Annotated in this window: 23 protein-coding genes and 7 pseudogenes; 10 read left to right on the top strand and 20 right to left on the bottom strand. The window is 61.4% G+C overall.

The window, feature by feature from the left end:
• Positions 1 to 75 precede the first annotated feature (75 nt).
• A complete protein-coding gene (locus tag EH209_RS18240; protein WP_126664288.1) occupies positions 76 to 399 on the bottom strand; it encodes a hypothetical protein in 324 nt (107 codons plus the stop codon).
• Between the two features lie 258 nt (positions 400 to 657).
• Here EH209_RS18240 and EH209_RS18235 point away from each other — a divergent pair.
• Positions 658 to 1,436, top strand: a pseudogene (locus EH209_RS18235) (ion channel).
• Positions 1,437 to 1,540: 104 nt separating this feature from the next.
• Positions 1,541 to 1,897, top strand: coding sequence for an SHOCT domain-containing protein (locus tag EH209_RS18230; RefSeq protein WP_126664287.1), 357 nt, complete (start codon positions 1,541 to 1,543; stop codon positions 1,895 to 1,897).
• Between the two features lie 22 nt (positions 1,898 to 1,919).
• On the opposite strand, the gene EH209_RS18225 is transcribed toward EH209_RS18230, so the two are convergent.
• The 6 genes and pseudogenes from EH209_RS18225 to EH209_RS18205 form a co-directional block, all read right to left on the bottom strand.
• Positions 1,920 to 2,318: a PAS domain S-box protein gene (locus tag EH209_RS18225; RefSeq protein WP_126664286.1), complete on the bottom strand. Its 399-nt coding sequence runs from the start codon at positions 2,316 to 2,318 to the stop codon at positions 1,920 to 1,922.
• 227 nt (positions 2,319 to 2,545) lie between these two features.
• Positions 2,546 to 3,004, bottom strand: coding sequence for a hypothetical protein (locus EH209_RS18220; protein WP_126664285.1), 459 nt, complete (start codon positions 3,002 to 3,004; stop codon positions 2,546 to 2,548).
• Between the two features lie 56 nt (positions 3,005 to 3,060).
• The gene (locus tag EH209_RS18215; protein ID WP_126664284.1) at positions 3,061 to 4,287 is read right to left on the bottom strand and encodes an NAD(P)/FAD-dependent oxidoreductase; all 1,227 of its coding nucleotides are present in this window, start codon (positions 4,285 to 4,287) and stop codon (positions 3,061 to 3,063) included.
• A gap of 1 nt (position 4,288) precedes the next feature.
• Positions 4,289 to 4,528, bottom strand: a complete 240-nt coding sequence (locus EH209_RS18210) for a sulfurtransferase TusA family protein (RefSeq protein ID WP_126664283.1) — start codon at positions 4,526 to 4,528, stop codon at positions 4,289 to 4,291.
• A 4-nt stretch (positions 4,529 to 4,532) separates the two neighbouring features.
• Positions 4,533 to 4,607 (bottom strand): annotated as a pseudogene (locus EH209_RS24700) (SHOCT domain-containing protein); the annotation flags it as partial.
• 12 nt (positions 4,608 to 4,619) lie between these two features.
• Positions 4,620 to 4,892: an SHOCT domain-containing protein gene (locus tag EH209_RS18205; protein WP_249038833.1), complete on the bottom strand. Its 273-nt coding sequence runs from the start codon at positions 4,890 to 4,892 to the stop codon at positions 4,620 to 4,622.
• A gap of 357 nt (positions 4,893 to 5,249) precedes the next feature.
• Here EH209_RS18205 and trxA (EH209_RS18200) point away from each other — a divergent pair, with 357 nt between their 5' ends.
• Together trxA (EH209_RS18200) and EH209_RS18195 are read left to right on the top strand one after the other, a co-directional pair.
• Entirely contained in the window at positions 5,250 to 5,690 is a 441-nt protein-coding gene (gene trxA / locus EH209_RS18200) for a thioredoxin (protein WP_126664282.1), read from the top strand.
• Positions 5,691 to 5,806: 116 nt separating this feature from the next.
• The gene (locus EH209_RS18195) at positions 5,807 to 6,346 is read left to right on the top strand and encodes a DUF1684 domain-containing protein (protein ID WP_126664281.1); all 540 of its coding nucleotides are present in this window, start codon (positions 5,807 to 5,809) and stop codon (positions 6,344 to 6,346) included.
• A gap of 42 nt (positions 6,347 to 6,388) precedes the next feature.
• Here EH209_RS18195 and EH209_RS18190 read toward each other — a convergent pair whose 3' ends face one another.
• On the bottom strand, positions 6,389 to 6,661 hold the full coding sequence (locus EH209_RS18190; protein ID WP_126664280.1) for a hypothetical protein: 273 nt from the start codon (positions 6,659 to 6,661) through the stop codon (positions 6,389 to 6,391).
• Positions 6,662 to 6,753: 92 nt separating this feature from the next.
• On the opposite strand from EH209_RS18190, the gene EH209_RS18185 reads away from it, so the two are divergent.
• Positions 6,754 to 7,098, top strand: coding sequence for a thiol-disulfide oxidoreductase DCC family protein (locus EH209_RS18185; protein WP_126664279.1), 345 nt, complete (start codon positions 6,754 to 6,756; stop codon positions 7,096 to 7,098).
• Between the two features lie 98 nt (positions 7,099 to 7,196).
• Here the strand turns inward: EH209_RS18185 and EH209_RS18180 are convergent.
• The 4 genes and pseudogenes from EH209_RS18180 to EH209_RS18165 all read right to left on the bottom strand — a co-directional run bounded on the left by EH209_RS18180 (position 7,197) and on the right by EH209_RS18165 (position 10,682).
• Positions 7,197 to 8,363, bottom strand: a pseudogene (locus EH209_RS18180) (anion permease).
• A 53-nt stretch (positions 8,364 to 8,416) separates the two neighbouring features.
• Positions 8,417 to 8,878, bottom strand: a complete 462-nt coding sequence (locus EH209_RS18175) for a YeeE/YedE family protein (protein ID WP_126664278.1) — start codon at positions 8,876 to 8,878, stop codon at positions 8,417 to 8,419.
• Between the two features lie 46 nt (positions 8,879 to 8,924).
• Positions 8,925 to 9,482 (bottom strand): YeeE/YedE family protein, encoded by a 558-nt coding sequence (locus EH209_RS18170; RefSeq protein ID WP_126664277.1) that lies wholly within the window; start codon positions 9,480 to 9,482, stop codon positions 8,925 to 8,927.
• A gap of 6 nt (positions 9,483 to 9,488) precedes the next feature.
• On the bottom strand, positions 9,489 to 10,682 hold the full coding sequence (locus EH209_RS18165) for an MBL fold metallo-hydrolase (RefSeq protein ID WP_126664276.1): 1,194 nt from the start codon (positions 10,680 to 10,682) through the stop codon (positions 9,489 to 9,491).
• 244 nt (positions 10,683 to 10,926) lie between these two features.
• On the opposite strand from EH209_RS18165, the gene EH209_RS18160 reads away from it, so the two are divergent.
• From EH209_RS18160 to EH209_RS18150, 3 genes are read left to right on the top strand one after another with little or no spacing between them, the layout of a single operon-like run.
• Positions 10,927 to 11,172: a sulfurtransferase TusA family protein gene (locus tag EH209_RS18160; protein ID WP_126664275.1), complete on the top strand. Its 246-nt coding sequence runs from the start codon at positions 10,927 to 10,929 to the stop codon at positions 11,170 to 11,172.
• The gene (locus tag EH209_RS18155; RefSeq protein ID WP_126664274.1) at positions 11,172 to 11,780 is read left to right on the top strand and encodes a DsrE/DsrF/DrsH-like family protein; all 609 of its coding nucleotides are present in this window, start codon (positions 11,172 to 11,174) and stop codon (positions 11,778 to 11,780) included. The genes EH209_RS18160 and EH209_RS18155 overlap by 1 nt, the downstream gene beginning before the upstream one ends.
• A gap of 3 nt (positions 11,781 to 11,783) precedes the next feature.
• Entirely contained in the window at positions 11,784 to 12,029 is a 246-nt protein-coding gene (locus tag EH209_RS18150) for a HalOD1 output domain-containing protein (RefSeq protein ID WP_126664273.1), read from the top strand.
• A 143-nt stretch (positions 12,030 to 12,172) separates the two neighbouring features.
• Here the strand turns inward: EH209_RS18150 and EH209_RS18145 are convergent, their stop codons facing one another.
• The gene (locus EH209_RS18145; RefSeq protein ID WP_211338384.1) at positions 12,173 to 13,192 is read right to left on the bottom strand and encodes an NAD(P)/FAD-dependent oxidoreductase; all 1,020 of its coding nucleotides are present in this window, start codon (positions 13,190 to 13,192) and stop codon (positions 12,173 to 12,175) included.
• A gap of 172 nt (positions 13,193 to 13,364) precedes the next feature.
• Here EH209_RS18145 and EH209_RS25135 point away from each other — a divergent pair.
• Positions 13,365 to 13,546: pseudogene (locus EH209_RS25135) on the top strand (ATP-binding protein); the annotation flags it as partial.
• A gap of 151 nt (positions 13,547 to 13,697) precedes the next feature.
• Here the strand turns inward: EH209_RS25135 and EH209_RS18135 are convergent.
• The 3 genes and pseudogenes from EH209_RS18135 to EH209_RS25040 form a co-directional block, all read right to left on the bottom strand.
• Positions 13,698 to 14,741 carry an NAD(P)/FAD-dependent oxidoreductase gene (locus tag EH209_RS18135; protein ID WP_126664271.1) on the bottom strand — a complete coding sequence of 348 codons (1,044 nt, stop codon included), beginning with the start codon at positions 14,739 to 14,741 and terminating at the stop codon, positions 13,698 to 13,700.
• On the bottom strand, positions 14,738 to 15,094 hold the full coding sequence (gene trxA / locus EH209_RS18130; protein ID WP_126664270.1) for a thioredoxin: 357 nt from the start codon (positions 15,092 to 15,094) through the stop codon (positions 14,738 to 14,740). The genes EH209_RS18135 and trxA (EH209_RS18130) overlap by 4 nt, the downstream gene beginning before the upstream one ends.
• Before the next feature lie 222 nt (positions 15,095 to 15,316).
• Positions 15,317 to 15,979 (bottom strand): annotated as a pseudogene (locus EH209_RS25040) (class I SAM-dependent methyltransferase).
• Positions 15,980 to 16,088: 109 nt separating this feature from the next.
• Between EH209_RS25040 and EH209_RS18120 the strand changes: the two are divergent.
• Positions 16,089 to 16,475, top strand: coding sequence for a DUF302 domain-containing protein (locus tag EH209_RS18120; RefSeq protein ID WP_126664269.1), 387 nt, complete (start codon positions 16,089 to 16,091; stop codon positions 16,473 to 16,475).
• A 135-nt stretch (positions 16,476 to 16,610) separates the two neighbouring features.
• On the opposite strand, the gene EH209_RS18115 is transcribed toward EH209_RS18120, so the two are convergent.
• The 4 genes and pseudogenes from EH209_RS18115 to EH209_RS24205 form a co-directional block, all read right to left on the bottom strand.
• Positions 16,611 to 17,507: a sulfurtransferase gene (locus EH209_RS18115; RefSeq protein WP_126664268.1), complete on the bottom strand. Its 897-nt coding sequence runs from the start codon at positions 17,505 to 17,507 to the stop codon at positions 16,611 to 16,613.
• Between the two features lie 180 nt (positions 17,508 to 17,687).
• A pseudogene (locus EH209_RS18110) lies at positions 17,688 to 17,864 on the bottom strand (MBL fold metallo-hydrolase); the annotation flags it as partial.
• Between the two features lie 282 nt (positions 17,865 to 18,146).
• Positions 18,147 to 18,404, bottom strand: a complete 258-nt coding sequence (locus tag EH209_RS18105; RefSeq protein WP_126664267.1) for a hypothetical protein — start codon at positions 18,402 to 18,404, stop codon at positions 18,147 to 18,149.
• A 400-nt stretch (positions 18,405 to 18,804) separates the two neighbouring features.
• A pseudogene (locus EH209_RS24205) lies at positions 18,805 to 19,141 on the bottom strand (NAD(P)/FAD-dependent oxidoreductase); the annotation flags it as partial.

The following is a 19,141-nucleotide window of genomic DNA, read 5'->3' as shown; positions in this document are numbered from 1 at the left end:
CGATCGACACAAGTGCCGTGTGCACCACCATCGTCGGGATGCGTGTTCGTAGCCGCTAACAGTTGGCGGCCCGCGTCATTCGGACTGCTCGCCGGGTGACCGTCGGTCGTCGACGGAGCTCGGTTGCAGTTGGCGAACGAGATTCAGGTGCATGAGGTGTAGATGCATCCCGATACCGTACAATATTGATCCAAGGCCGACGAAAATGAGGGGGAGGAGTATCGATTCGATCGCCTGCGAGGCGCTCTCGAGATTCGCCGGCAGGACGACCCCGACGGCCAGGAGGAACGCGCTTACGATTACGACGAAGCCGGTCCGGACTGCGCGGGAGTACTTCCCTACCCGCTCGATACGGTCCTCGATCTCGTCGATGGAGGGAGTCGATTTCTCAGAACTCATAGCCGTATGCGAGTGCCTAGCGGCTTCGGTCGAATAATAGTTTAACTTGCAGCCCGTCTGTCGGCTCGTTCGCACCATCGTCTCGTTTCTCTCGTGACGGACAGCGTGCAACGCTCGTCCGCCGCGAACGGTTGCGCCTCGCCGCTTCAGTAGCTGGGAACACTTTCTATATCCCGGCCCGACTACGCTACGACGAACCTCCTCTCGAGTCGGACACGACGGACGCGTGAACCATCCTCCATCAACGACCGGACAGTACTGAACGTCGCCCCGCTCGCGCTCGGTGTCGCCCTTCTCGCTACCACTGTCATCGATATCGTCTGGACGACGCTCTGGATCGAAGGGGGTGCTGGTCCGCTCACGTCTCGACTGATGGGGCGGGCGTGGCACATACTACGACGAATAGGCGGCCAGAACGCCAGATTCCTCAGCCTGTCCGGTGCGTTCTCTTCGTGCTGAGCTTCACGGTCCGGATCGTGTTACTCTGGATCGGCTGGACGCTCGTCTTCGCCAGCGCCAAGAACGCCATCATCGATACGCTCAATCGAGGGTCCATCTCGTGGTCCGACCGACTCTATTTCACCGGGTATGCGATATTCACGTTGGGTATCGGGGACGTCGCCCCCAGAACGGGACGCTGGCAGTTCGTCACGATACTCGCGACCCTCACCGAGAATCACAAGGCCTACCCGATCTTCCACTACTTTCACAGCGCCCGTCCGGATCGATCGCCGATCGTCGAGATCGTCGTGCTCGACGAAGCGTTGACGCTGCTCCGATTCGGCGTTCCGAAACGAGAGCGGCCGAACGAGATCACCATCCGAAACGCCCGCACGAGCGTCGAGCACTACCTCGAGACGCTCCACGAGAGGTTCGTCGAACCGGCAGACGACTCTCCGCCTTCGCCCGATCTCCACTCCCTCCACGAGGCAGGTATTCCGACCGTGTCGGACGATGAGTTCGAGACCGCCCTCGACGAACTCGAAGCGCGACGGCGACTATTGTACGGACTCGTCGAATCCGACGCTCGAGAGTAGCCGTCGACGGAATCGAGCGATCTGCCCGATGCGGACGGATGAACGATTCCGGACGATCGGTATTCCCCGTTCCGTTCAATACTCTGGCGATCGAAGGACGACGTATGGCAACCGACGAGTCACTGATTCGGACGCTGTTGATCGTTATCGCCGCGATCCTGCTCATTCCGGCGCTCATGATGGCGCTCGTGATGCCCATGATGGGCGTCTGGGGCGGCGGCCACATGTGGAACGGCGGAATGTGGGGCGGAACCGGAGCCACGTGGATGTGGCTACTGATGTCGATCGTGCCGCTACTGGTGATCCTCGGTCTCGGATACCTCCTGTACAGCGCGGTCCGGCAGTCCGGCAGCCGACGGACGGACCCCGCTCTCGAGGAATTGAGAACTGCCTACGCCCGCGGCGACCTCACGGACGAGGAGTTCGAGGAGCGCCGCGAGCGCTTGCGGCGAGATCGATAGTGGCGGGATGCGGCGCGTTCGATCACGGCACCCGCGCCGATCGTTCCTCGAACTCATCCTCCTCGAGCAGCAGGTTGAGCCGTAGTTCACAGGGAACCGCACTGCCGTCGGCAGTCTGGACGCCGAGTTCGAAAGTGGCGATGTCCGCGTCTTCCGCGTCGAGCTGGCCGTCGATCGCGCCTTCGATGCGCTCGATATCCGCGTCGGCGAGAACGAGCGAGACGTGTTCGCCGACGAGTTCCTCGCGGGAATACCCCGTCGTCTCGACGATCACGTCGTTGACCGCGACGAAGTACCCTTCCGGATCGAGCTGATACACCCCGTCGTCGACCGTACTGACAAGCGTCCGATATCGGCGCAAGACGACGTCGTCGATATTCCCCCAGAATAGTCCGTCAGCACCGCCCGCTCGAGTACTCATTGCCATAGAGATGGCGTTGAGTGTGTTGAAGGGGTCGTCGTTCGTGGCTCGCGTACTCGCGTCTTTTCGTACTCGAGGGAACCGTCCTGTGTCCTCCAGTTCGGCTAGAGCTAACGGTCAGTACAGGTGGGAACGGTACCAGCAGGGCCGTCGGTTTGTCTGCGATCTCTCAGGAATTGCGCGCTGAATAGGTGGTATTACGTCACCGATCTGCCATAATTTGACGGTTATTCCGTTTTCGCTACGTTTGCCGTCCCGCCTTGTCGTTGTCTCCACACGCCAGCAACCAGTCCTGAGCCAACGACGCCGATAAACGAAAACGAGAGAACCATCGTGAGGACGTTCGGATCGGCAAAGCTAGTTGTTGCAATAAACAATGCGATCGGGGCGTTTCCAGCGGCAGTCGTCGTCGCCAGAACTTCTCTCGTGGTTCGTGCTGGACCGCCGAGAACGTACCCGAGCAGTAACGATGTGCCGACGATGATGGCTGAAATAACGAGTGTTCCCGTGCCGAGAAGCGTGATCATATCCCCGAGATAGACGACGAACAGTAGAACGATCAGGAAGACGAACGAGTAGTCCGAGAGTCGCTGTACCGGTGAATACAATCGATCCGAGATGGGCGAGTAGTAGGAGACGAGCCCGAGACCGGCGAGCAGCGGGACGAGTTGAATAACGAGAACCATCTGCCTGATTGCGAGCGGATCTACGGCGACGCCACCGGGCAGGAGAAGCGCTAGCGTTACCGGTATACGACGGAAACGATTCCGAGGATAGCCATGAGACCACTGGCAAATGCGATGTCGCTGTTCGATACTTCGGCGAGTTTCGGACCGAAGGACGCGGTGAGCCAGTAGGACTCGTTGTAGCCGAGCTTCGCCCAGTGGAGTGGGTTCGACGGCTCGCGGACGTACGGCTCCTCGCCGTACTCGAACTCGATGAACGTGGCCTCGTCCATCCCGGCCTCGAGGAAGCAGACGGTCTTCCCGTCATAGGTCGCCGTCGGCGTTTCCCCGCGGGCGCGGCTGGCGATCCGATCGGCGACGACGCCCGCCTCGTAGTGGACGACGCTACCGGCCTTGCTCGCCGGGACGTCCGCAACGTCGCCGATCGCGTAGACGCTCTTGGCCGCCGTCGCCTCGAGCGTGTGCCTGTCGACATCGACCCAGCCGTCCTCGCCCAGTCCCGCGTCGGTCACGAGGTCGCTGCCCCGGTGGGACGGGATCGCCACGAGCAGGTCGTACTCGAGTTCGGTGCCCTCGACGGTCTCGATGACTTCCGCGTCCGGGTCGACCTCGTCGACGTTGAAAAACGTCTCGAGGCCGATGTCGCGCTTCTCGAACAGGTCGGTCGCCCAGTCGGCGACCGACTCGAGGCCGTGCACGCGGTTGATCGGGTACGTGTAGGTAATCTCGACGTCCTCGCGCCGGTCCCGCTCGCGGAGCCAGGCGTCGACCATCAGCGTGAACTCGACGGGCGCCGCCGGGCACATGTGCGGGACGCCGACGACGCTCAACACGAGGTGGCCCTCCGTGAAGTCGGCCAGTTCGTCCCGGAGCCGCTCGGCGCCGGCGAGGCCGTAGAAGTGGTGGCCGCCCTCGGCGAGTCCGGGGACGGCCTCTGGCTCGAGGGTCGCGCCGGTCGCCAGCACGAGCTGGTCGTAGTGCAGCGAGGTCGTTCGGTCGGCGAACGACAGGCGGTTCTGATCCGTGTCGACGCCGATGACCTCGTCGGTCATCAGAGTGACGCGGCGGTCGACCAGTTCCTCGATCGGCCGTTTCGCGTCGTCGACCGTCTTCTTCCCGAAGGGAACGTACAGGAACGTCGGTTTGTAGACGTGGTTCGGATCGGCCGTGATCAGCCGGACCTCGACCTCGTCGGTCTCGATCTCGGTCTGTAGCTCGCTCGCGAGCCGATTCGCGAGGACCGTTCCGCCCGTTCCGCCGCCGACGATAGCGATTCGATGCATCTCAATTGACCTCCAGGAAGATACTCCAGTACTCGTCGCGCTCCTCGATCTCGACTAAGTCGTGGCCGGCCTTCTCGAGCCACTCCGGGACGTCGGTCGTGGAGTTACGCTCGGTGGTCTGGAGTTCGACCACGGTTCCCGAGCCAAGACCCTTCACCTTCCCGATGAGGTCCATCAGCGGGCCGGGACACGATGCGTCTCGCGAGTCGATCGTCACGTCCGGGTTGTGTGCGTCAGTCATTGGTCTAGGGGTACAGATTGTGTCGTCGTCGCTCGAACTCCTCGTCCGAGAGTTCACCGCGTGCGTATCGCTCGCGGAGTTCCTCGAGTGCTCAGTCGGGTCGGTCGGTGCGGTCAGTGCGGTCGATGCGGTGACCCCGGCGTCGACTGCCGGCCCAGACGACCAGCAGGGCTAGCAGGCCGATCAGGACGACCGGCCAGAGGAGCATCCAGCCGCCGAACGCTCCCCAGCCGCCCATCGATCCGTCGGCACCGCCGCCGTGGGTCTGTGCGGACGCCGTCGCGGTCGCGGCGACGAGGAGGACGGCGCCGAAGGCCGTCGCTCGTCCCGCATACTGTCCGATCGTACGTCGGAGGTCGGTCATCGTTGGATCACATTCGAAGAATAGTATTGTATAGTCATGCCACTATCGAGAAACACATCGGTTCAGGAATCGGTGATAGATATATATGTGGCGATCGATCTCGAGCGGGTCACTGCTCTCCGGATCGACCCGTAACGAATCCTCGTCGAGCGATAGAATAGGGCCTCTCTCCCCACTACAACAGCCGCAGTGGGAGGAATAGTATCTGCCTCCGTTCGGGACTTCCCGGTACGACCGGCGCTGGCAGCGATCGTCGGTCGCGTCGCCAGCGCCAGAGATATCCCGGCCGCTCCGCCAGCACGATATTGCTTTCAGGGCACAAAATCATTATTATCGTGGAGACCGTACCGTCGACCGATGAGCGAGTCCACCGACGACGAACGAGAACGGATCCGTGAGCAGAAGAAGCGAGAGTTGCAGGAGCGCCTCGAGAACGGTGGGAACCTCGACACGGCCGACACCGCCGAGGCGAGCGACGCGCCCGACGAACCGATCGCGATCACGGGCCAGAGTCACCTCGACGAGGTCGTCGCGGAGCACGACCTCGTCCTCGTGGACTGCTACGCCGACTGGTGTGGCCCCTGTCAGATGATGGAGCCGACGATCGAAGCGCTGGCCGCGGAGACCGACGCCGCAGTCGCGAAGGTCGATGTCGACGCTCACCAGCAGATCGCCCAGCAACTGGGCGCCCGCGGTGTCCCGACGCTCGTCCTCTATGCCGACGGCCAGCCGGTCGAGCGCACGGTCGGTGCCCAGGACCGCGGGACGCTGCAGGGCCTAATCGAGCAACACGCGTAACACCACGAGTGCCGTACTCACGCCGAGCGGCGAGATTCGGCCGCGACCGGTCGCCCCGCGACGGATCGACGGCACGACCGTGCCGTGACCACACCGCGACCGCTTTCAATTCAATTATGACCACTGACTGGAGACGCGCGATCGAAACGCAACGCGAGGGGAAAGACCGGTACTTCGGCGGCGATCCGCACTCGCCGATTCCGCCGGACGAGCGCGAGTCGTTCGACGGCCTCGAGTACTACCCGATCGACAAGGAGTACCGGTTCGAACTACCGCTGCACGAGTACGACGACCCCGAACCGGTTACCGTGGGGACGAGCACCGACGGCGAACGGGAGTACCTGCGCTGGGGCGAGTTCCGCTTCACCGTCGGCGGGGAGGACGTCGCGCTGCAGGCCTACAAAGCGAACCCGGACGACGAACGGCTCTGGGTCCCATTCCGGGACGCGACCAGCGGCGACGAGACCTACGGCGCAGGTCGATACCTCGACCTCGAGGACGATGCACACCGGACGGACGACGGAAACTGGATCCTCGACTTCAACGAGGCGTACAATCCGACATGCGCGTACTCGGATCAGTACGAATGCCCGCTCCCGCCGACGGCAAACTGGCTCGATGTCCCGATCGAGGCCGGCGAAAAGACGTATCACTGAACTCCGTTCAACCAGCACAGGACGACCGGTTCGTCCCTCGAGTTAGATCGTCTCCGCTGGATCGTGTTCGTCCGCCATTCGCGCTGCTTCGTCGGCGTACCGTTCGCGGACGTCTGGGTCCTCGACGGTCGCGAGATCATCGGGAGAGACGTCCTTTGTGGCAGTGACCGTGTCCAGGTCGACCGCCTGCGCTGCGAGTTCCTTTCGGAAGGTTCGAGTTCCGTCGGGAGTCGCGTAGGTGAGGATGATGAGGTCGCGATTATCGTAATCGCGCTCGACGAGCCATACGCGAACGTCGTCCGACTCCGATGGCATGGGAACCCAAACGGGAAGTGTAGGGGTAGTCGTTGGGGTTGAGAGTTTAGTGGTTCGAGGGCTTCATCAGTATCTACGTCTTCGGCTCGAGAATGTCACCACCGACGCTCGTCTACGACGACGATTGCGGAGTCTGTTCTCATGCGGCGCGGTTCGTGGACCGCCGCGCGGCGATCGACATCGTCGGCTTTTCGGAACTCACGGACGCTCTGCGAGCGCGCTTGCCGCCTGACTACGAGGACTGTGCGCACTTCGTTACCGACGAGACGACCTACTCCTGTGGGGCAGCGATGGAACGCGCCTACGAACGGACCGGCCTCTTGCCATCGCAGTTTTTCCCGCTGTTTCGTCGCGTTCCGGGATATGTACCCGTCCGCGAGTTCGTCTACCGCGTCGTCGCGTCGAACCGGCCGTTGATCAGCCAGCTGCTTCCGTAGCTCGTCGAGAACGCATGGGCAACTACTACTCCGACAGATCTCCGATCGAAACGGACGACGGCTCGAAAGAGCCGAACGCGTCGCCTGCTGCCTCAGAGTTACAGAAGAAGCATCGATCCGTAGCCGAGTCCGAATGCGAGGGCGAACGACCCGATCCATACGGCGACGGTGAGTCCCAGCTTTTGCGGACTGACGCCGGCTCCACCGGTGACCGCGAGTCCGCTGCCGACGATCGCGCTTACAATGATCTCGTTGAACGAGACCGGTACCCCGAGCAGGACCGCGGTCTGTGCGATGAGAAACGAGGGGACGAGCGTCGAAATAGATCGTCGCGACCCCAGCGACGCGTACTCCTGCGAAATCGACTTGATCATCCGCGGTGCGCTCGTCCAGGAGCCGACGAGGATCCCAACGCCGCCGCCGAGCAGGACCGCGATCGGCGACACCGTCGGCAGCTCCTCGAGCAGCGGGAACAGCGGGCCGACGGCTAACCCGACCTGACTCGCGCCCGCCGAGAATGCTACGAGCGCGCCGAGCGATAGCAGGAACCGGCGCAGTCCACCGGCCTGATCACGATCGACGTCCCAGCGAACGAGGGCTGCGGCGAGCGCTCCGAATCCGAGCGAGATTGCGATCGTTGCGATGGCACCGTCGACAGAAACCAGCGTGGTCACAGCTGCGGTGAGCGTTCCCCCGGTTGATGAGAGAAACGCGAACTCGAGGTTCGCGACGACGACACCGACGATTCCGGCGAGTATCGGGGCGCTAACGGCCTCGGGAACGTCCGATCGGGGGAGGACGCTCGCGATTCCGTAGGCGATTCCCCTGCCGATAAACGGCGTGAGAACCCACACTGCGCCGATTTCAGCGTACTTTCCCCAGGCCGGATCGCCACCGAGCGCGAAGCCGACGCCGATGACCGCCCCGGTCACGGTAAACGCGGTCGCAATCGGATACCCGGTATGGATACCGATCGCCATCAGTCCGGCACCGATCAGCAAGACGACGATGACGCCGCCGATCGGGAGTCTCACCCCGTCAACGAGGCCGCTCCCGACGGCTTCGGAGACGCTCGCGCCCTGGGTCATCGAACCGGCGAAGCCGAGGATGCCGACAAGAAACGCCGCGCGCATCGTCGGAATCGCGTTCGCGCCACCGGCCGGGGCGAAGGGGGTCGCGCCGCTCGAGCCGGCGCCGATCACCTAGGCCATAAACAGGCTCGCGAGAGCGGCGGCTGCGAACAGTAGTATCGTCCCCGGATCCATTAGTGTACGAAATGCTGCTGTTTCAGTTTGCGAAACACGAACTGTAAACGGCGTTAGTCGGCACCCGCCGGGGCCGTGTCGGCTGCGGCACGCTTACTGCGCCAGACTCCCTGGAGGTAGGCGCCGGCGAACATGCCGGCGAGCGCCCACAGGATGGAGACGTTACCGATGCCGAGGCTGGCGTAGGCGGCGCCGGGACAGATACCCGAGAGCCCCCAGCCGACGCCGAAGATCGCGCCGCCTACCAGGACGTTCCGGTCGAACGGCTTTAGCCGGCGTTCGTACCGGTTACCCGTCAGCGGCGCGCTGTCTCGAATCCGAGGCATCACAGCGAAGGCGATCCCGGAGACGATCGCCGCGCCGAACATGACGAACAGCAGTCCGAAGTCCTCGAACTGGAGGAAGTTCAGCACGACCTCCGGACGCGCCATCTGGCTGAACCCGAGCCCGAACCCGAAGATCAGGCCGCCGACGAGGATCAGCGGCATGAACAGGGGATGACGATCGCTGCTCACGGGTCATCACCTCCCCGCTTGCCACCTCGAGACATGACCGTCTCGCTCATGGCGACACCCCCAGTGCCGCGACGATCTGTGCGGTCACGATCGCGACCGTCAGGAACGACGCCACGCCGACGAGCGAGGTCTTCGACGCCGAACCGACGCCGCAGACCCCGTGGCCGGACGTACATCCTTTACCGATTCGGGTGCCGATTCCGACGAACACGCCGCCGACCAGCAGCCGCCAGGCCTGCACGTCGGTCGACCAGAGCGTCACGCCGCCGACCTCGTACAGTTCGCCCGTCGTTCCGGGCTGGTAGAGCGAGGTCGTAATCACCCCGGACTGGACCGTCGCTGCGAACGCCAGCCCGCCTAGGATTATGCCAAGCGTGAACACGACGCGCCAGTCCCGGGACGAAACGTACTGCTGGAACCGCGACTGCCCGGAGACGTACGACAGCGTCGACTCGAGGAACGTGCTCGCTCCGGCCGGGATGCCGGTCCCGACGTAGATCACGACCGCGCCGAGACCGACAAGTAACCCGCCGACGGCGTAGCGGCTGATCCCGTTGGGGAACAGCTCGGCAGCCAACTGGAGTGGGACTGGGTCAGCTACCATTGGGCGTTAGTCACCGGCGAGCGACTCCTGGCTCGCGGCGCAGTTGTTCGGGCCGAGCTCGAGTTCGAACGCCTCCTCGTCGTCGGCCTCCTGCTGGCCGAGGTTCGTCGGAATGATGTCCTCGTAGTTGGCCGGACGGGGCGGCATGTCCGAGAGGATCAGCTCGACGAACTCGTCTTCCTCCATCGTCAGGGCGTCCATCTCCTCCGCGAGCTGGCCGATCGGTGCCGTGTAGGTGCCGTCGTCGGCGGGTTCGGCGGAGTCGCTGAAGTGCGCGCCGCCGATCAGCGTGTCGTCGGGCAACGTCAGGACGCGCTCCTGCAGCGACTCGTAGAGTTGTCGTGCGGCGTCTTCCGCGCCCTCGTCGCCCTCCTCTAAGTCGGGGCGGGCGACGCTCTCGACGAACAGACCGTCGCCGGTCGCCAGCAGCGAGTCGTCGATCAGGTACGAGGTCATTCCGGAGGTGTGTCCGGGCGTGTAGACAGTCTCGATGGTGGCTTCACCGACTTCGAACTCGTCGCCGTCCGCCGCGAGAGTCATCTCGTCGGCGTAGGTGACACCGCGGTCGACCGCCGCCTCGGGGATGACGCCCTCGACGCCTTCCGCGTCGAGATTACGGACGCCCGATATGTGGTCTGCGTGGATGTGCGTGTTGATTGCGTACTGCAGGTCGGCGCCGAGGTCGTCGACGTCCTCAAGGTACCGATCTGTGAACGCACGCAGCGGATCGATCACGGCCGCCTCGTCGCCATCGACGACGAGGTAGCCGAGACAGCCGCTCGAGGGACGCTGGTACTGGTAGAGCGTCCCCGCACCGTCGTAGCGTTCGACTTCCACGCGCTCGTAGATGCGCGCCCAGCCCTTCATCCCGTCCTCAAGGTGGTCGACGTCGTAGCCGCGCTCTCTTAACTGTGCAGCGACGTACTCGCTTGAGCCCCCCTTCGCACAGAGAACCGTAATTTCGCGGTCATCGGGGATCTGTGCAAGGACATCGTCGTCAATTTCGTCGTCTAAGAATTCGAAGTACGGAATGTTGATTGATTCGACGGTCTCTCCGTCGATCTTCCACTCGTTGTACTCCGATTCCATGCGAGTATCGAGGAGCGTGACATCCTCGCCCGCGTCGATTCGATCCTTCAATTCGTCTGGACTGACCGATTCGATCTCGACGTCCGGCATTGGAAGATCCATATCGTCCATGTTGTACAGTTTCCAGTATCGGCTACTGGCACTTAAGGGTTTGCGTAGTATCCCCCATTACCCACAATACAGGATAGATAGATCTACCCTTATCGATCCCACGTTCCCGTATATGGGCGGTACTAACTAGTTTCTACCTTCCTCCGGACCAGGGGGTGTTCGTGTATTGTACAATAACCGGAGCCCTTATATGGGTGCATCTAATATTGTGTAATAGCTCCAATACGGAGCACAAAACGAAATCATGAGTTCGGAATATCAGACCACGGAGACGCTGGACGTGAAAGGACAGTCCTGCCCGATGCCCATCGTGAAGACCAAGCAAGCGATCGACGACCTCGAGGCCGGCGACGTCCTCGAGGTCGTCGCGACTGACTCGGGCAGCATGAGCGACATTCAGGGGTGGGCCGACGGCACCGACGGTGTCGAACTCCTCGAGCAAGTCGAAGGGGACGACATCTACACCCACTACGTGAAGAAGACGGAATAATGAGCACGGATAATCAAACGACACCGATCGAAGACGGCGAGGCGGACGCCGAATCCAACGCCGAGATCGACGCCGCCGAGTTGCAGGCCCTACGCGAGCGCGTCGAGGAGTTAGAGGAGTCGCTCGCAGAGGCGGACCTGGGCGACGACCAGAAGAAGATGACGATCGTGGCAACGCAGGGCAGCTTCGACATGGCGTATCCGCCGCTGATCCTCGCGAGCACCGCGGCCGCGTTCGGCTGGGAGGTCGTCGTCTTCCACACGTTCTGGGGGCTCGACATTCTCCACGAGGAGAAGTCGAAGGATCTCAAATTGAGTGCCGTCGGCAATCCTAACATGCCCGTCCCGAACGCCGTCGCCGCGCTCCCTGGCATGGACACGATGGCCACGAAGATGATGCAGAAGAAGATCGACGACAACGGCACTGCCACCATCGAGGAGCTGATCGACCTCTCGCTCGAGAGCGGCGTCGATCTGCAGGCCTGTCAGATGACGATCGAGCTGATGGACTACGACGAGGACGACTTCTACGACGGCGTCACCACCGGCGTCGGCGCGGCCACCGCGTTGCAGCACATGGCTGAATCCGACATCCAACTCCTCGTCTGAGCCATGACCGACACCGAGTCCACGCGCTCGAAGCCGAGCCTGCGCGTTCTCGAAGCGATTGTCGACGCGGAAGGTGTCTCCCTGACTTCCCTCGAGCCACCGCTCAACGATGTTGTGGATCCTGCTGCGCTGGACCGATCGTTTGAGCCGACCTCTACTGGCGACTGGATCCAAGGTAGACATGTTTCGTTCAGGTGCCGAAAGTATGACATGACAATCGCTTCGAATGGTACTATCGAACTGTCGTAAGAAGAGTTTGGGCTTTGCTTCTACGACCCACGGCTATTGTCATTTTCATACACCACTATACCCTGCGGTTGGAGACTGACGACGCATCGATCCCTAGTTCTTACAGCAACTTTGACCAGCTTAGAGGATTATTCTGCTATCATTCAGTCATATGTGTGGAAATCGACTTCTTGCTCGAGAAGTTCGTCGGGGATTCCGGGGACCTCGTCGGATCGGACTGGACCTTGCTCCTCGATAATGTCGATATCCCGAGGGAAATCACGTAACGCGAAATGCAACGAGATGCCAGCCTTCGCTCCTTCACCCAGTGCAATCGGGAGTTGATTGTGACCTGGCGTTAGGTCACCAACTGCATAGACGCGCTCGACCGACGTTTGACCGTGATCATCGACGACGACCGTTCCATCGTCGTTGATATCACAGCCGAGGTTGCGGGCCAGACCATTATTGTACTCAGCACCGTACATCGCGAAGCCACCCTTGTACTCGCGAACCGTGCCGTCTTCGAACTCGAGGGCCGCTAACCAGCCGTCTTTGTCGTTTTGAACGCCAGTGATGTCCGTGTAAATAATATCGATCGGATGGTTCGAGAGCATCGTCGCCGTCTCATCGCTCCATTCAGGGTCATCACCGCGCGTGAGCAAATCGACATCGTCGGTGAAGTTAAGCATAATCGCGGCTACGTATGCAGCGCTCTCCCCGTAACCCATGACGTAGACGGGTTCGTCGACGAACATGTAGGCATCACAGTGCAAACAGTAGTGGAGTCCACGACCAGTCCGCGGTAGTGGCGGCTCTGGACGGACATCGTTAAATCCCGTCGCGAGGACGACGTACTCTGCACGGTAGTCAGCGTTATTCCCGCAGAGACGTATGGACTCGTCCTCGGTGCTGTCACAGGAGACGAGTAGATCATTGTGAATATCGCATCCGTACTCCCGAAGCTGGTCTCTACCGATCGAGAGGAACTCGTTACCGGATGTCTCTTCTGTAATACCTAGTAGATTGTGGACGTCTTGCATCATCGCTGTACGACCACCGCCTCGGTCAACGACGGCCGTCCGATGACCGAGTCGCGTCGTGTACAGCGCCGCAGTCATTCCAGCCGGGCCGCCTCCGACGACGAGAACTTCGTAGTCGTGAATAGTCGAATCGGTAGCCATCGTCTCCCTGTTCGATATCGACACACAAAATAGTGGTTCGTAGTCGCCGTTATATTCGTATGGATTTGCGAATAATGTGGAATACACGAATCTTAGACGCAACTTCGCAGAAGCGATCGAGCGCCGGCAGTACTAGACGGAACTCGAACGATTGATCGCGGATCTCGAGGAGTTCGAGCGAGTACACAGTCGTCACGAGAGTTCCGGTACCGGAACCGGTCTCGCACTTTGCGACGGATTCTCGAACGGCATGGCGGTGAAATCTGGGTCGACTCCGAACTCGCCAATGGATCTGCGTTTTCGTTTCGACTCCCTGCGGCTGGCGAAGCAAACGAGTCAGCTCCTCACGGCTGAAGCAGTGAGCTTATCGATGGGTTCCCATTCTACCGACACGCAGATATCAAACGTTGCTTGAGACGCGTTACGGTAAACGCTACTTTGCGAGAACTTCCACCGTCTACTGGACGGCTAGAGACAAGTTGATTCGGTGCTAGCGAGGGGGCGACTACGGAGAAACCTCGAGCGCAGGTTCTTCCGTCCGCTCGAGCGTCTCGAGGTACGCTTCGGCGTCGAGCGCCGCCATGCTGCCGGTTCCGGCGGCGGTGACCGCCTGTTGATAGTGCGGATCGGCGACGTCGCCAGCGGCGAAGACGCCCTCAACCGCCGTCTCGGTCGTCGCGCGGCCGGCGTCGTCCGTACGGGTGCGGAGATAGCCGCTCTCGTCGCGGTCGACGGCGGTCCCCTCAAGGAACTCGGTGTTCGGCGTGTGGCCGATGGCGTAGAACACGCCGCCGACGTCGACGGTCTCCCGGTCCACGTCCATGCCCTTTGTGGCTTTCTCGCTGGGGTAGCCGTCGGGATGGGAGACTAGCGTCGCGCCGGTGACGCCCTCCTCCTGTGAGCCGTGGAGCGCCTCGAGTTCCGTATTCCATCGGAACTCGATGGTCTCGTTGTTGCGGGCGCGGTCGGCCATGATCTCGGAGGCGCGTAGTTCCTCGCGGCGGTGGACAACCGTCACGCTGTCGGCGAACTTCGCGAGGAAGAGCGCTTCTTCCATCGCCGAATCGCCGCCGCCGATCACGAGGACGTCATCGCCGCGGTGGAACGCGCCGTCGCAGGTCGCACACGTCGAGAGCCCGTAGCCCATCAGTTCGTCTTCGTTCCCGGCGCCGACCCAGCGAGCGCTCGCGCCGCTCGCGACGATCAGCGAACGCGTTCGCAGGGTATCGCCGTTCGAGAATTCGAGCTCGAACGGCCGCTCCTCGAGCGTCGCGTTCTCGACAGTGCCGTGCCTGAATTCGGCGCCGAAGCGTTCGGCCTGTTCCTTGCCGTTTTGGATCAGCTCCATTCCGCCGACGCCCTCGGGGAAGCCGAGGTAGTTCTCAACGTCGGTCGTCAGCGTCAGCTGGCCACCCGGTTCGGGACCCTCGAGTACCAGCGGCTCGAGGTCGGCCCGCGCGGCGTAGACAGCCGCGGAAAGACCGGCGACGCCGGAACCGACGATCACCACGTCGCGAACGTCTGCGGTCGTATCAGTTTCCTCGTTCATTCGGTGTATCCCTCGATCAGGGTACGGAGTCGGTCTTCCGGCAGCGCGCCGGACAGCTGTTCGACCTGTTCGCCGTCCGCGAAGAGGACGAGCGTCGGCACGCCGCGAACGCCGAACGAACTCGCGAGCTGCTGGTGTTCGTCGACGTCGACCTTCGCGATTACGGCCTCGGTCGTCTCCGCGAGCCGCTCGAGGACGGGGTTGAGCATCTGACAGGGGCCACACCAGTCGGCGTAGCAGTCCACGAGGACGACGTCGTGTGCCGTCGTGACGTCCTCAAGGTGCCTTCTCCCGTCGATGTAGATCGGTTCGTCAAGCGATTCTCCGGAGGCGCCACGTGCATTAGTTGCCATCACCACTACGTATGGACTGATAGCGTTTAAAGGTTTTGTGAGACTTGCACAATATAGAGGCAGGAGTGTTTGAGATCCCTCGTGTATCGCACATGGTGGTGAGCGGGATAATAAGCGAAGATAGCTAGTTATATGACCTCTAAGAAGGTGTTAGAGAAACGTAGCGACGTTTTCGACGATCGAAACGTCTCGGTCGGTTTTGCACACTCAACTAACAACCGATTATTCGACGGAGTCGGTCGACTCCTCCGAGGGACTCGCGTCAAAGCGCGCGAAATACCCGGCTCGCATTCCGGTACGCGCGTCGAACGCCAGTCCCTACTGTTCGATACGGTGTCGCAACCTATCGAATCCGACGAAATGCGGATCGGGGAACGACTCGCCGATGACGAGTCGGCCGTCGGGTTTCAGAACCCGCTCGAGTTCGTCGAGGGCTCACTCCTGATCGGGAATCTCGCCAAGGACTAAGACCAGATACGCGGCGTCGAACGTATCGTTCGGGTACGGAAGCGACCGTGCGTCACCGCGGATCGGTTCGACGTTCTGGGTACCCTCCTGTCGCATTCGCCTTCGGAGGTATTCGACCATCTCCGATTGGACGTCTACAGCGTGGAGTGTCCCCGACGGTTCGATCGCCCGTGCGACCATCCCGGTGTAGTAGCCGGTTCCCGGTCCGACCTCGAGAATACGCTCACCGGGCTGGGGCTCGAGTACGTCGCGCAGTCGGGAGCGAGTGATGACCGGACGCGGGATGTCGATTGCGTGGCGCTAAGCGTACGGACACGGCGACGGGTTTGATCGCCACTGGAGGGCGTATCCAAGTCCGGCGAGCAGCGTGAGACCGAGTAGAGCGGCGATCGCTCGTACGGTACGACGAGAAACCATAGTAATTTCTTCATCGTGGACGAACTACAGTCTTCCCGAACTGACGCACATGCCGCGGGCTTGCCGTTGCTACCCCAACTACAACTGTTCTCGAAATCGGTCGTACAGTATGTCCGATACGCTTCGTACGCAAGTCGACGGCAAGTTTGACGACGTCGCCGAGAAAACAATCGACGCCCTCGAGGACGAGGGGTTCGGCGTGCTCTGCGATATCGACGTCCAGGAAACGCTGAAAAAGAAACTCGACGAGGACTTCCGACAGTACAGAATCCTAGGTGCGTGTAATCCACAGTTGGCCCATCAGGGACTCGAGGACGACCTCGAACTCGGGACGCTGCTCCCGTGCAACGTCGTCGTCTACAACGATGACGACGGTGTCGTCGTCAGCGCGGTCGATCCGCAGCGTCTGATCGCTGTCGCCGAGAACGACGACCTTGACCCGATCGGCGACGACGCGTCCGAGCGCTTCGAACGGGTTCTCGAGTCACTATCTTGATTCAGCGAGAATCCCGCCCTTCTCGCGAAGGACGAGTGTTCCATCCTTTGTCAGAACCAAGAACTGAGCAGGGCGGGTGTGAGTAACATCCTCCGCGCCATTCACGGCGCGGAGAATGTCACAACTCTAATTGGGCTATCCTTCAGTTGCCAACGTTGCGGGATCGTCAGTCTCTACCTCGACAGGGGAGCGAATGAGGTTCCCCCACTCGGTCCACGAACCGTCGTAATTACGGACGTCCTCATATCCGAGGAGTTCGTGGAGTGTGAACCAGGTAATCGACGAGCGCTCGCCGATTCGACAGTAAGTGATGATTTCGCTATCACCGGTGATACCGTAGTCTGCGTAGAGGTCCTCCAGTTCCGCTCGGCTCTTGAATCGACCAGTATCTTCGAGGTTCTCACTCCAGGTAATGTTCTGAGCATCCGGAATGTGACCTGCTCGCTGAGCGGTCTCCCGACTTCCTTCGGGAGCGATTTTTTCACCGCGGTACTCCGCAGCGCTACGAACGTCTACAAGCGGAACGTCCACCTCGAGTGCGTCCTCAACGCCCTCCCGATAAATACGGATATTGTCGAACGGGCCGCTTACGTCGTACTCACGTTCGGGAAAACCGGGTTCGTCGGTTGTCATCGGGTAGTCGTTCTCTTCCCAGTAGACCCGTCCGCCGTCCAGCAGATGGACGTCTTCGTGACCGTAGTACTTGAACTGCCAGTAGGTATACGCGGCCCACTGATTCCACTCGTCACCATAGAGGACGACCGTCGAATCCTCCATAATTCCAGCGTCTCCCATAATTTCCGCGAATTGGTCCTTTTTCAGGATGTCGCGCTGTGTCGAATCCTGGAGGTGCGTCCCCCAACCGAATCCGATTGCGTTCGGAATGTGTCCTTCGGCGTACGACTCCTCATACTCGATATCAGCCTCGACCAACCGATATTCCGGGTCGTCGTTTCCGAACTCGTCGAGGTGTTCTTCGAGCCAGTCCGGCGAAACGAGTGCGTCGGTCGCGTATTCACTGGTGTCGGCCATACGAGTTCGACTACTCGAATAAGCCACTTAGAGTTGTTTCTAATAGTTCCATAATCACACAATATTCTGTGTTTCCGCTGTTCTGAAGTAGTACTCAGAGTCAACAGCGGTTGGCGAATCCGAGGCAACATTGCTCCGTAGCACATCTCGAGCAGGACCGAAGACTATGAATATCCGGGGTTAGGCTGCGCAGTTGTTCGGCCCTAACTCGAGTTCCGTCGCCTCGGACTCGTCCTCGGGTGGCTCCGAACCCGTGTTGATCTCGATCACGCGCTCGTAGTTCGGTGGCTTGTCGGGCGCGTTGTCGACCAATCGGTCCACGAACTCGTCCTCGTCCAGTCCCAGCAGGTCGGGGTCAGTCGGTCCGAGTTCGATACCCGCACGCTCGGCGAGGTTAGTGTTCGGTGTCACCCCGACGCCGACGATCACGATATCGGCGGGGACGTCTCGTCCTCGAGTTCGACGCCCTCGACCCGCTCGTCGCCGACGTAGCCCCCGCCGACGATCGCGCCCATCTCGGTCATACGAGATGATTGGAACGGCGACGACTAAAGTATTTTTGGTATTCCACAATACTATACAATTACTGGGCAAATGCTTCGGCACGCCGTCTGTCGTCGAGCCGGTCACGTCGACGGCTCACTCGAGGTCCGCGTTCGGGGACCGTGGGGCGTCCCGATCCGCATCGGAAGACGAACACGAACAGTCCGACCGAAGCCGGAACAGAAGTCCGACGGCGACGAGCACTGCGAAAATCACCACGCCTTGCGCGATTCCGGCCGTCAGTCCGACGGTCGTTCCGCCGGTCACGGCGGCAGTCCCGGGCCCGATGCAACAGAGGCTTGCGAGTCCCGCTAGCCCGAGCAGCGATCGGCGAGAGAGGTCGTCCGAACTCATGACTGACGTTCCGAAAGCGAGACGGATATGTATTCGGACGATTTTCCGGGTCAGCGATCGCGGTCGCGAGTCACCGGCGAGGTCGGTCGTCCGACGTCGAGCGGCGACCCTCGCTCGACTGAACCGAGTTCACGCTCGCCTACGCCAAGTATGGAACCACCGGCATCATCCCTTCCGTTCGTGCCCTCGAGCCGATTCAGGCAGTGTACTCCCACGTATCGGTATATGCATCGGAGAACCGACGGAGCATTCCGGCGTCGGCGACCAGATCGAGCGCGGTCCTCGGCCGACCCGCGATGCGTCGTATTACAGTCGCGGGATTGCGGGTGATTTCCTCGATCGTTAACCCCTCGAGCGCCGCTGCGACCGAGGCCAGGAGGTCGGGATCCTCGTGTTCGATCTACGCGCCGCGCATCAACCGAGCGAGGCGATATTCGGACCGCATCAGGTCGTACAGTTTTCGCGGGTAGGCCAACTCGTTCTCGTTCGCGATTAGCGTCGCGGCAAGGTACGCCGATCTGATCCCCTGACAGATCCCCTCACCCTGATACCGGTTGGCGATCCCAGTCGCGTCGCCGACGAGAAACACGTCGTGCTCGGAGTCGTAGGTGCGGGCGGGATCGAGGCTCGGCCCCCTCGGGATGATGGCGATATTCACGTCCGCCCGGTCCGGGACAGGAAACGAGTTCCGCTCAGCCGCGGCCTCGAGCGCGCCGAAGTAGTCGTCGGGCCGCCGG

Origin of the sequence: Haloterrigena salifodinae, assembly GCF_003977755.1 — an archaeon.
Classification (GTDB): Archaea; Halobacteriota; Halobacteria; order Halobacteriales; family Natrialbaceae; genus Haloterrigena; species Haloterrigena salifodinae.
The sequence above is the reverse complement of the archived record's forward strand: the minus strand, read 5'-3'. Positions and strand labels throughout refer to the sequence as shown.

Coding starts and splice junctions, on each gene's coding strand:
- EH209_RS18240 (WP_126664288.1), bottom strand. CDS start 399: ATGAGTTCTGAGAAATCGACTCCCTCCATCGACGAGATCGAGGACCGT.
- EH209_RS18230 (WP_126664287.1), top strand. CDS start 1,541: ATGGCAACCGACGAGTCACTGATTCGGACGCTGTTGATCGTTATCGCC.
- EH209_RS18225 (WP_126664286.1), bottom strand. CDS start 2,318: ATGAGTACTCGAGCGGGCGGTGCTGACGGACTATTCTGGGGGAATATC.
- EH209_RS18220 (WP_126664285.1), bottom strand. CDS start 3,004: ATGGTTCTCGTTATTCAACTCGTCCCGCTGCTCGCCGGTCTCGGGCTC.
- EH209_RS18215 (WP_126664284.1), bottom strand. CDS start 4,287: ATGCATCGAATCGCTATCGTCGGCGGCGGAACGGGCGGAACGGTCCTC.
- EH209_RS18210 (WP_126664283.1), bottom strand. CDS start 4,528: ATGACTGACGCACACAACCCGGACGTGACGATCGACTCGCGAGACGCA.
- EH209_RS18205 (WP_249038833.1), bottom strand. CDS start 4,892: ATGACCGACCTCCGACGTACGATCGGACAGTATGCGGGACGAGCGACG.
- trxA (WP_126664282.1), top strand. CDS start 5,250: ATGAGCGAGTCCACCGACGACGAACGAGAACGGATCCGTGAGCAGAAG.
- EH209_RS18195 (WP_126664281.1), top strand. CDS start 5,807: ATGACCACTGACTGGAGACGCGCGATCGAAACGCAACGCGAGGGGAAA.
- EH209_RS18190 (WP_126664280.1), bottom strand. CDS start 6,661: ATGCCATCGGAGTCGGACGACGTTCGCGTATGGCTCGTCGAGCGCGAT.
- EH209_RS18185 (WP_126664279.1), top strand. CDS start 6,754: ATGTCACCACCGACGCTCGTCTACGACGACGATTGCGGAGTCTGTTCT.
- EH209_RS18170 (WP_126664277.1), bottom strand. CDS start 9,482: ATGGTAGCTGACCCAGTCCCACTCCAGTTGGCTGCCGAGCTGTTCCCC.
- EH209_RS18165 (WP_126664276.1), bottom strand. CDS start 10,682: ATGGACGATATGGATCTTCCAATGCCGGACGTCGAGATCGAATCGGTC.
- EH209_RS18160 (WP_126664275.1), top strand. CDS start 10,927: ATGAGTTCGGAATATCAGACCACGGAGACGCTGGACGTGAAAGGACAG.
- EH209_RS18155 (WP_126664274.1), top strand. CDS start 11,172: ATGAGCACGGATAATCAAACGACACCGATCGAAGACGGCGAGGCGGAC.
- EH209_RS18150 (WP_126664273.1), top strand. CDS start 11,784: ATGACCGACACCGAGTCCACGCGCTCGAAGCCGAGCCTGCGCGTTCTC.
- EH209_RS18145 (WP_211338384.1), bottom strand. CDS start 13,192: ATGGCTACCGATTCGACTATTCACGACTACGAAGTTCTCGTCGTCGGA.
- EH209_RS18135 (WP_126664271.1), bottom strand. CDS start 14,741: ATGAACGAGGAAACTGATACGACCGCAGACGTTCGCGACGTGGTGATC.
- trxA (WP_126664270.1), bottom strand. CDS start 15,094: ATGGCAACTAATGCACGTGGCGCCTCCGGAGAATCGCTTGACGAACCG.
- EH209_RS18120 (WP_126664269.1), top strand. CDS start 16,089: ATGTCCGATACGCTTCGTACGCAAGTCGACGGCAAGTTTGACGACGTC.
- EH209_RS18115 (WP_126664268.1), bottom strand. CDS start 17,507: ATGGCCGACACCAGTGAATACGCGACCGACGCACTCGTTTCGCCGGAC.
- EH209_RS18105 (WP_126664267.1), bottom strand. CDS start 18,404: ATGAGTTCGGACGACCTCTCTCGCCGATCGCTGCTCGGGCTAGCGGGA.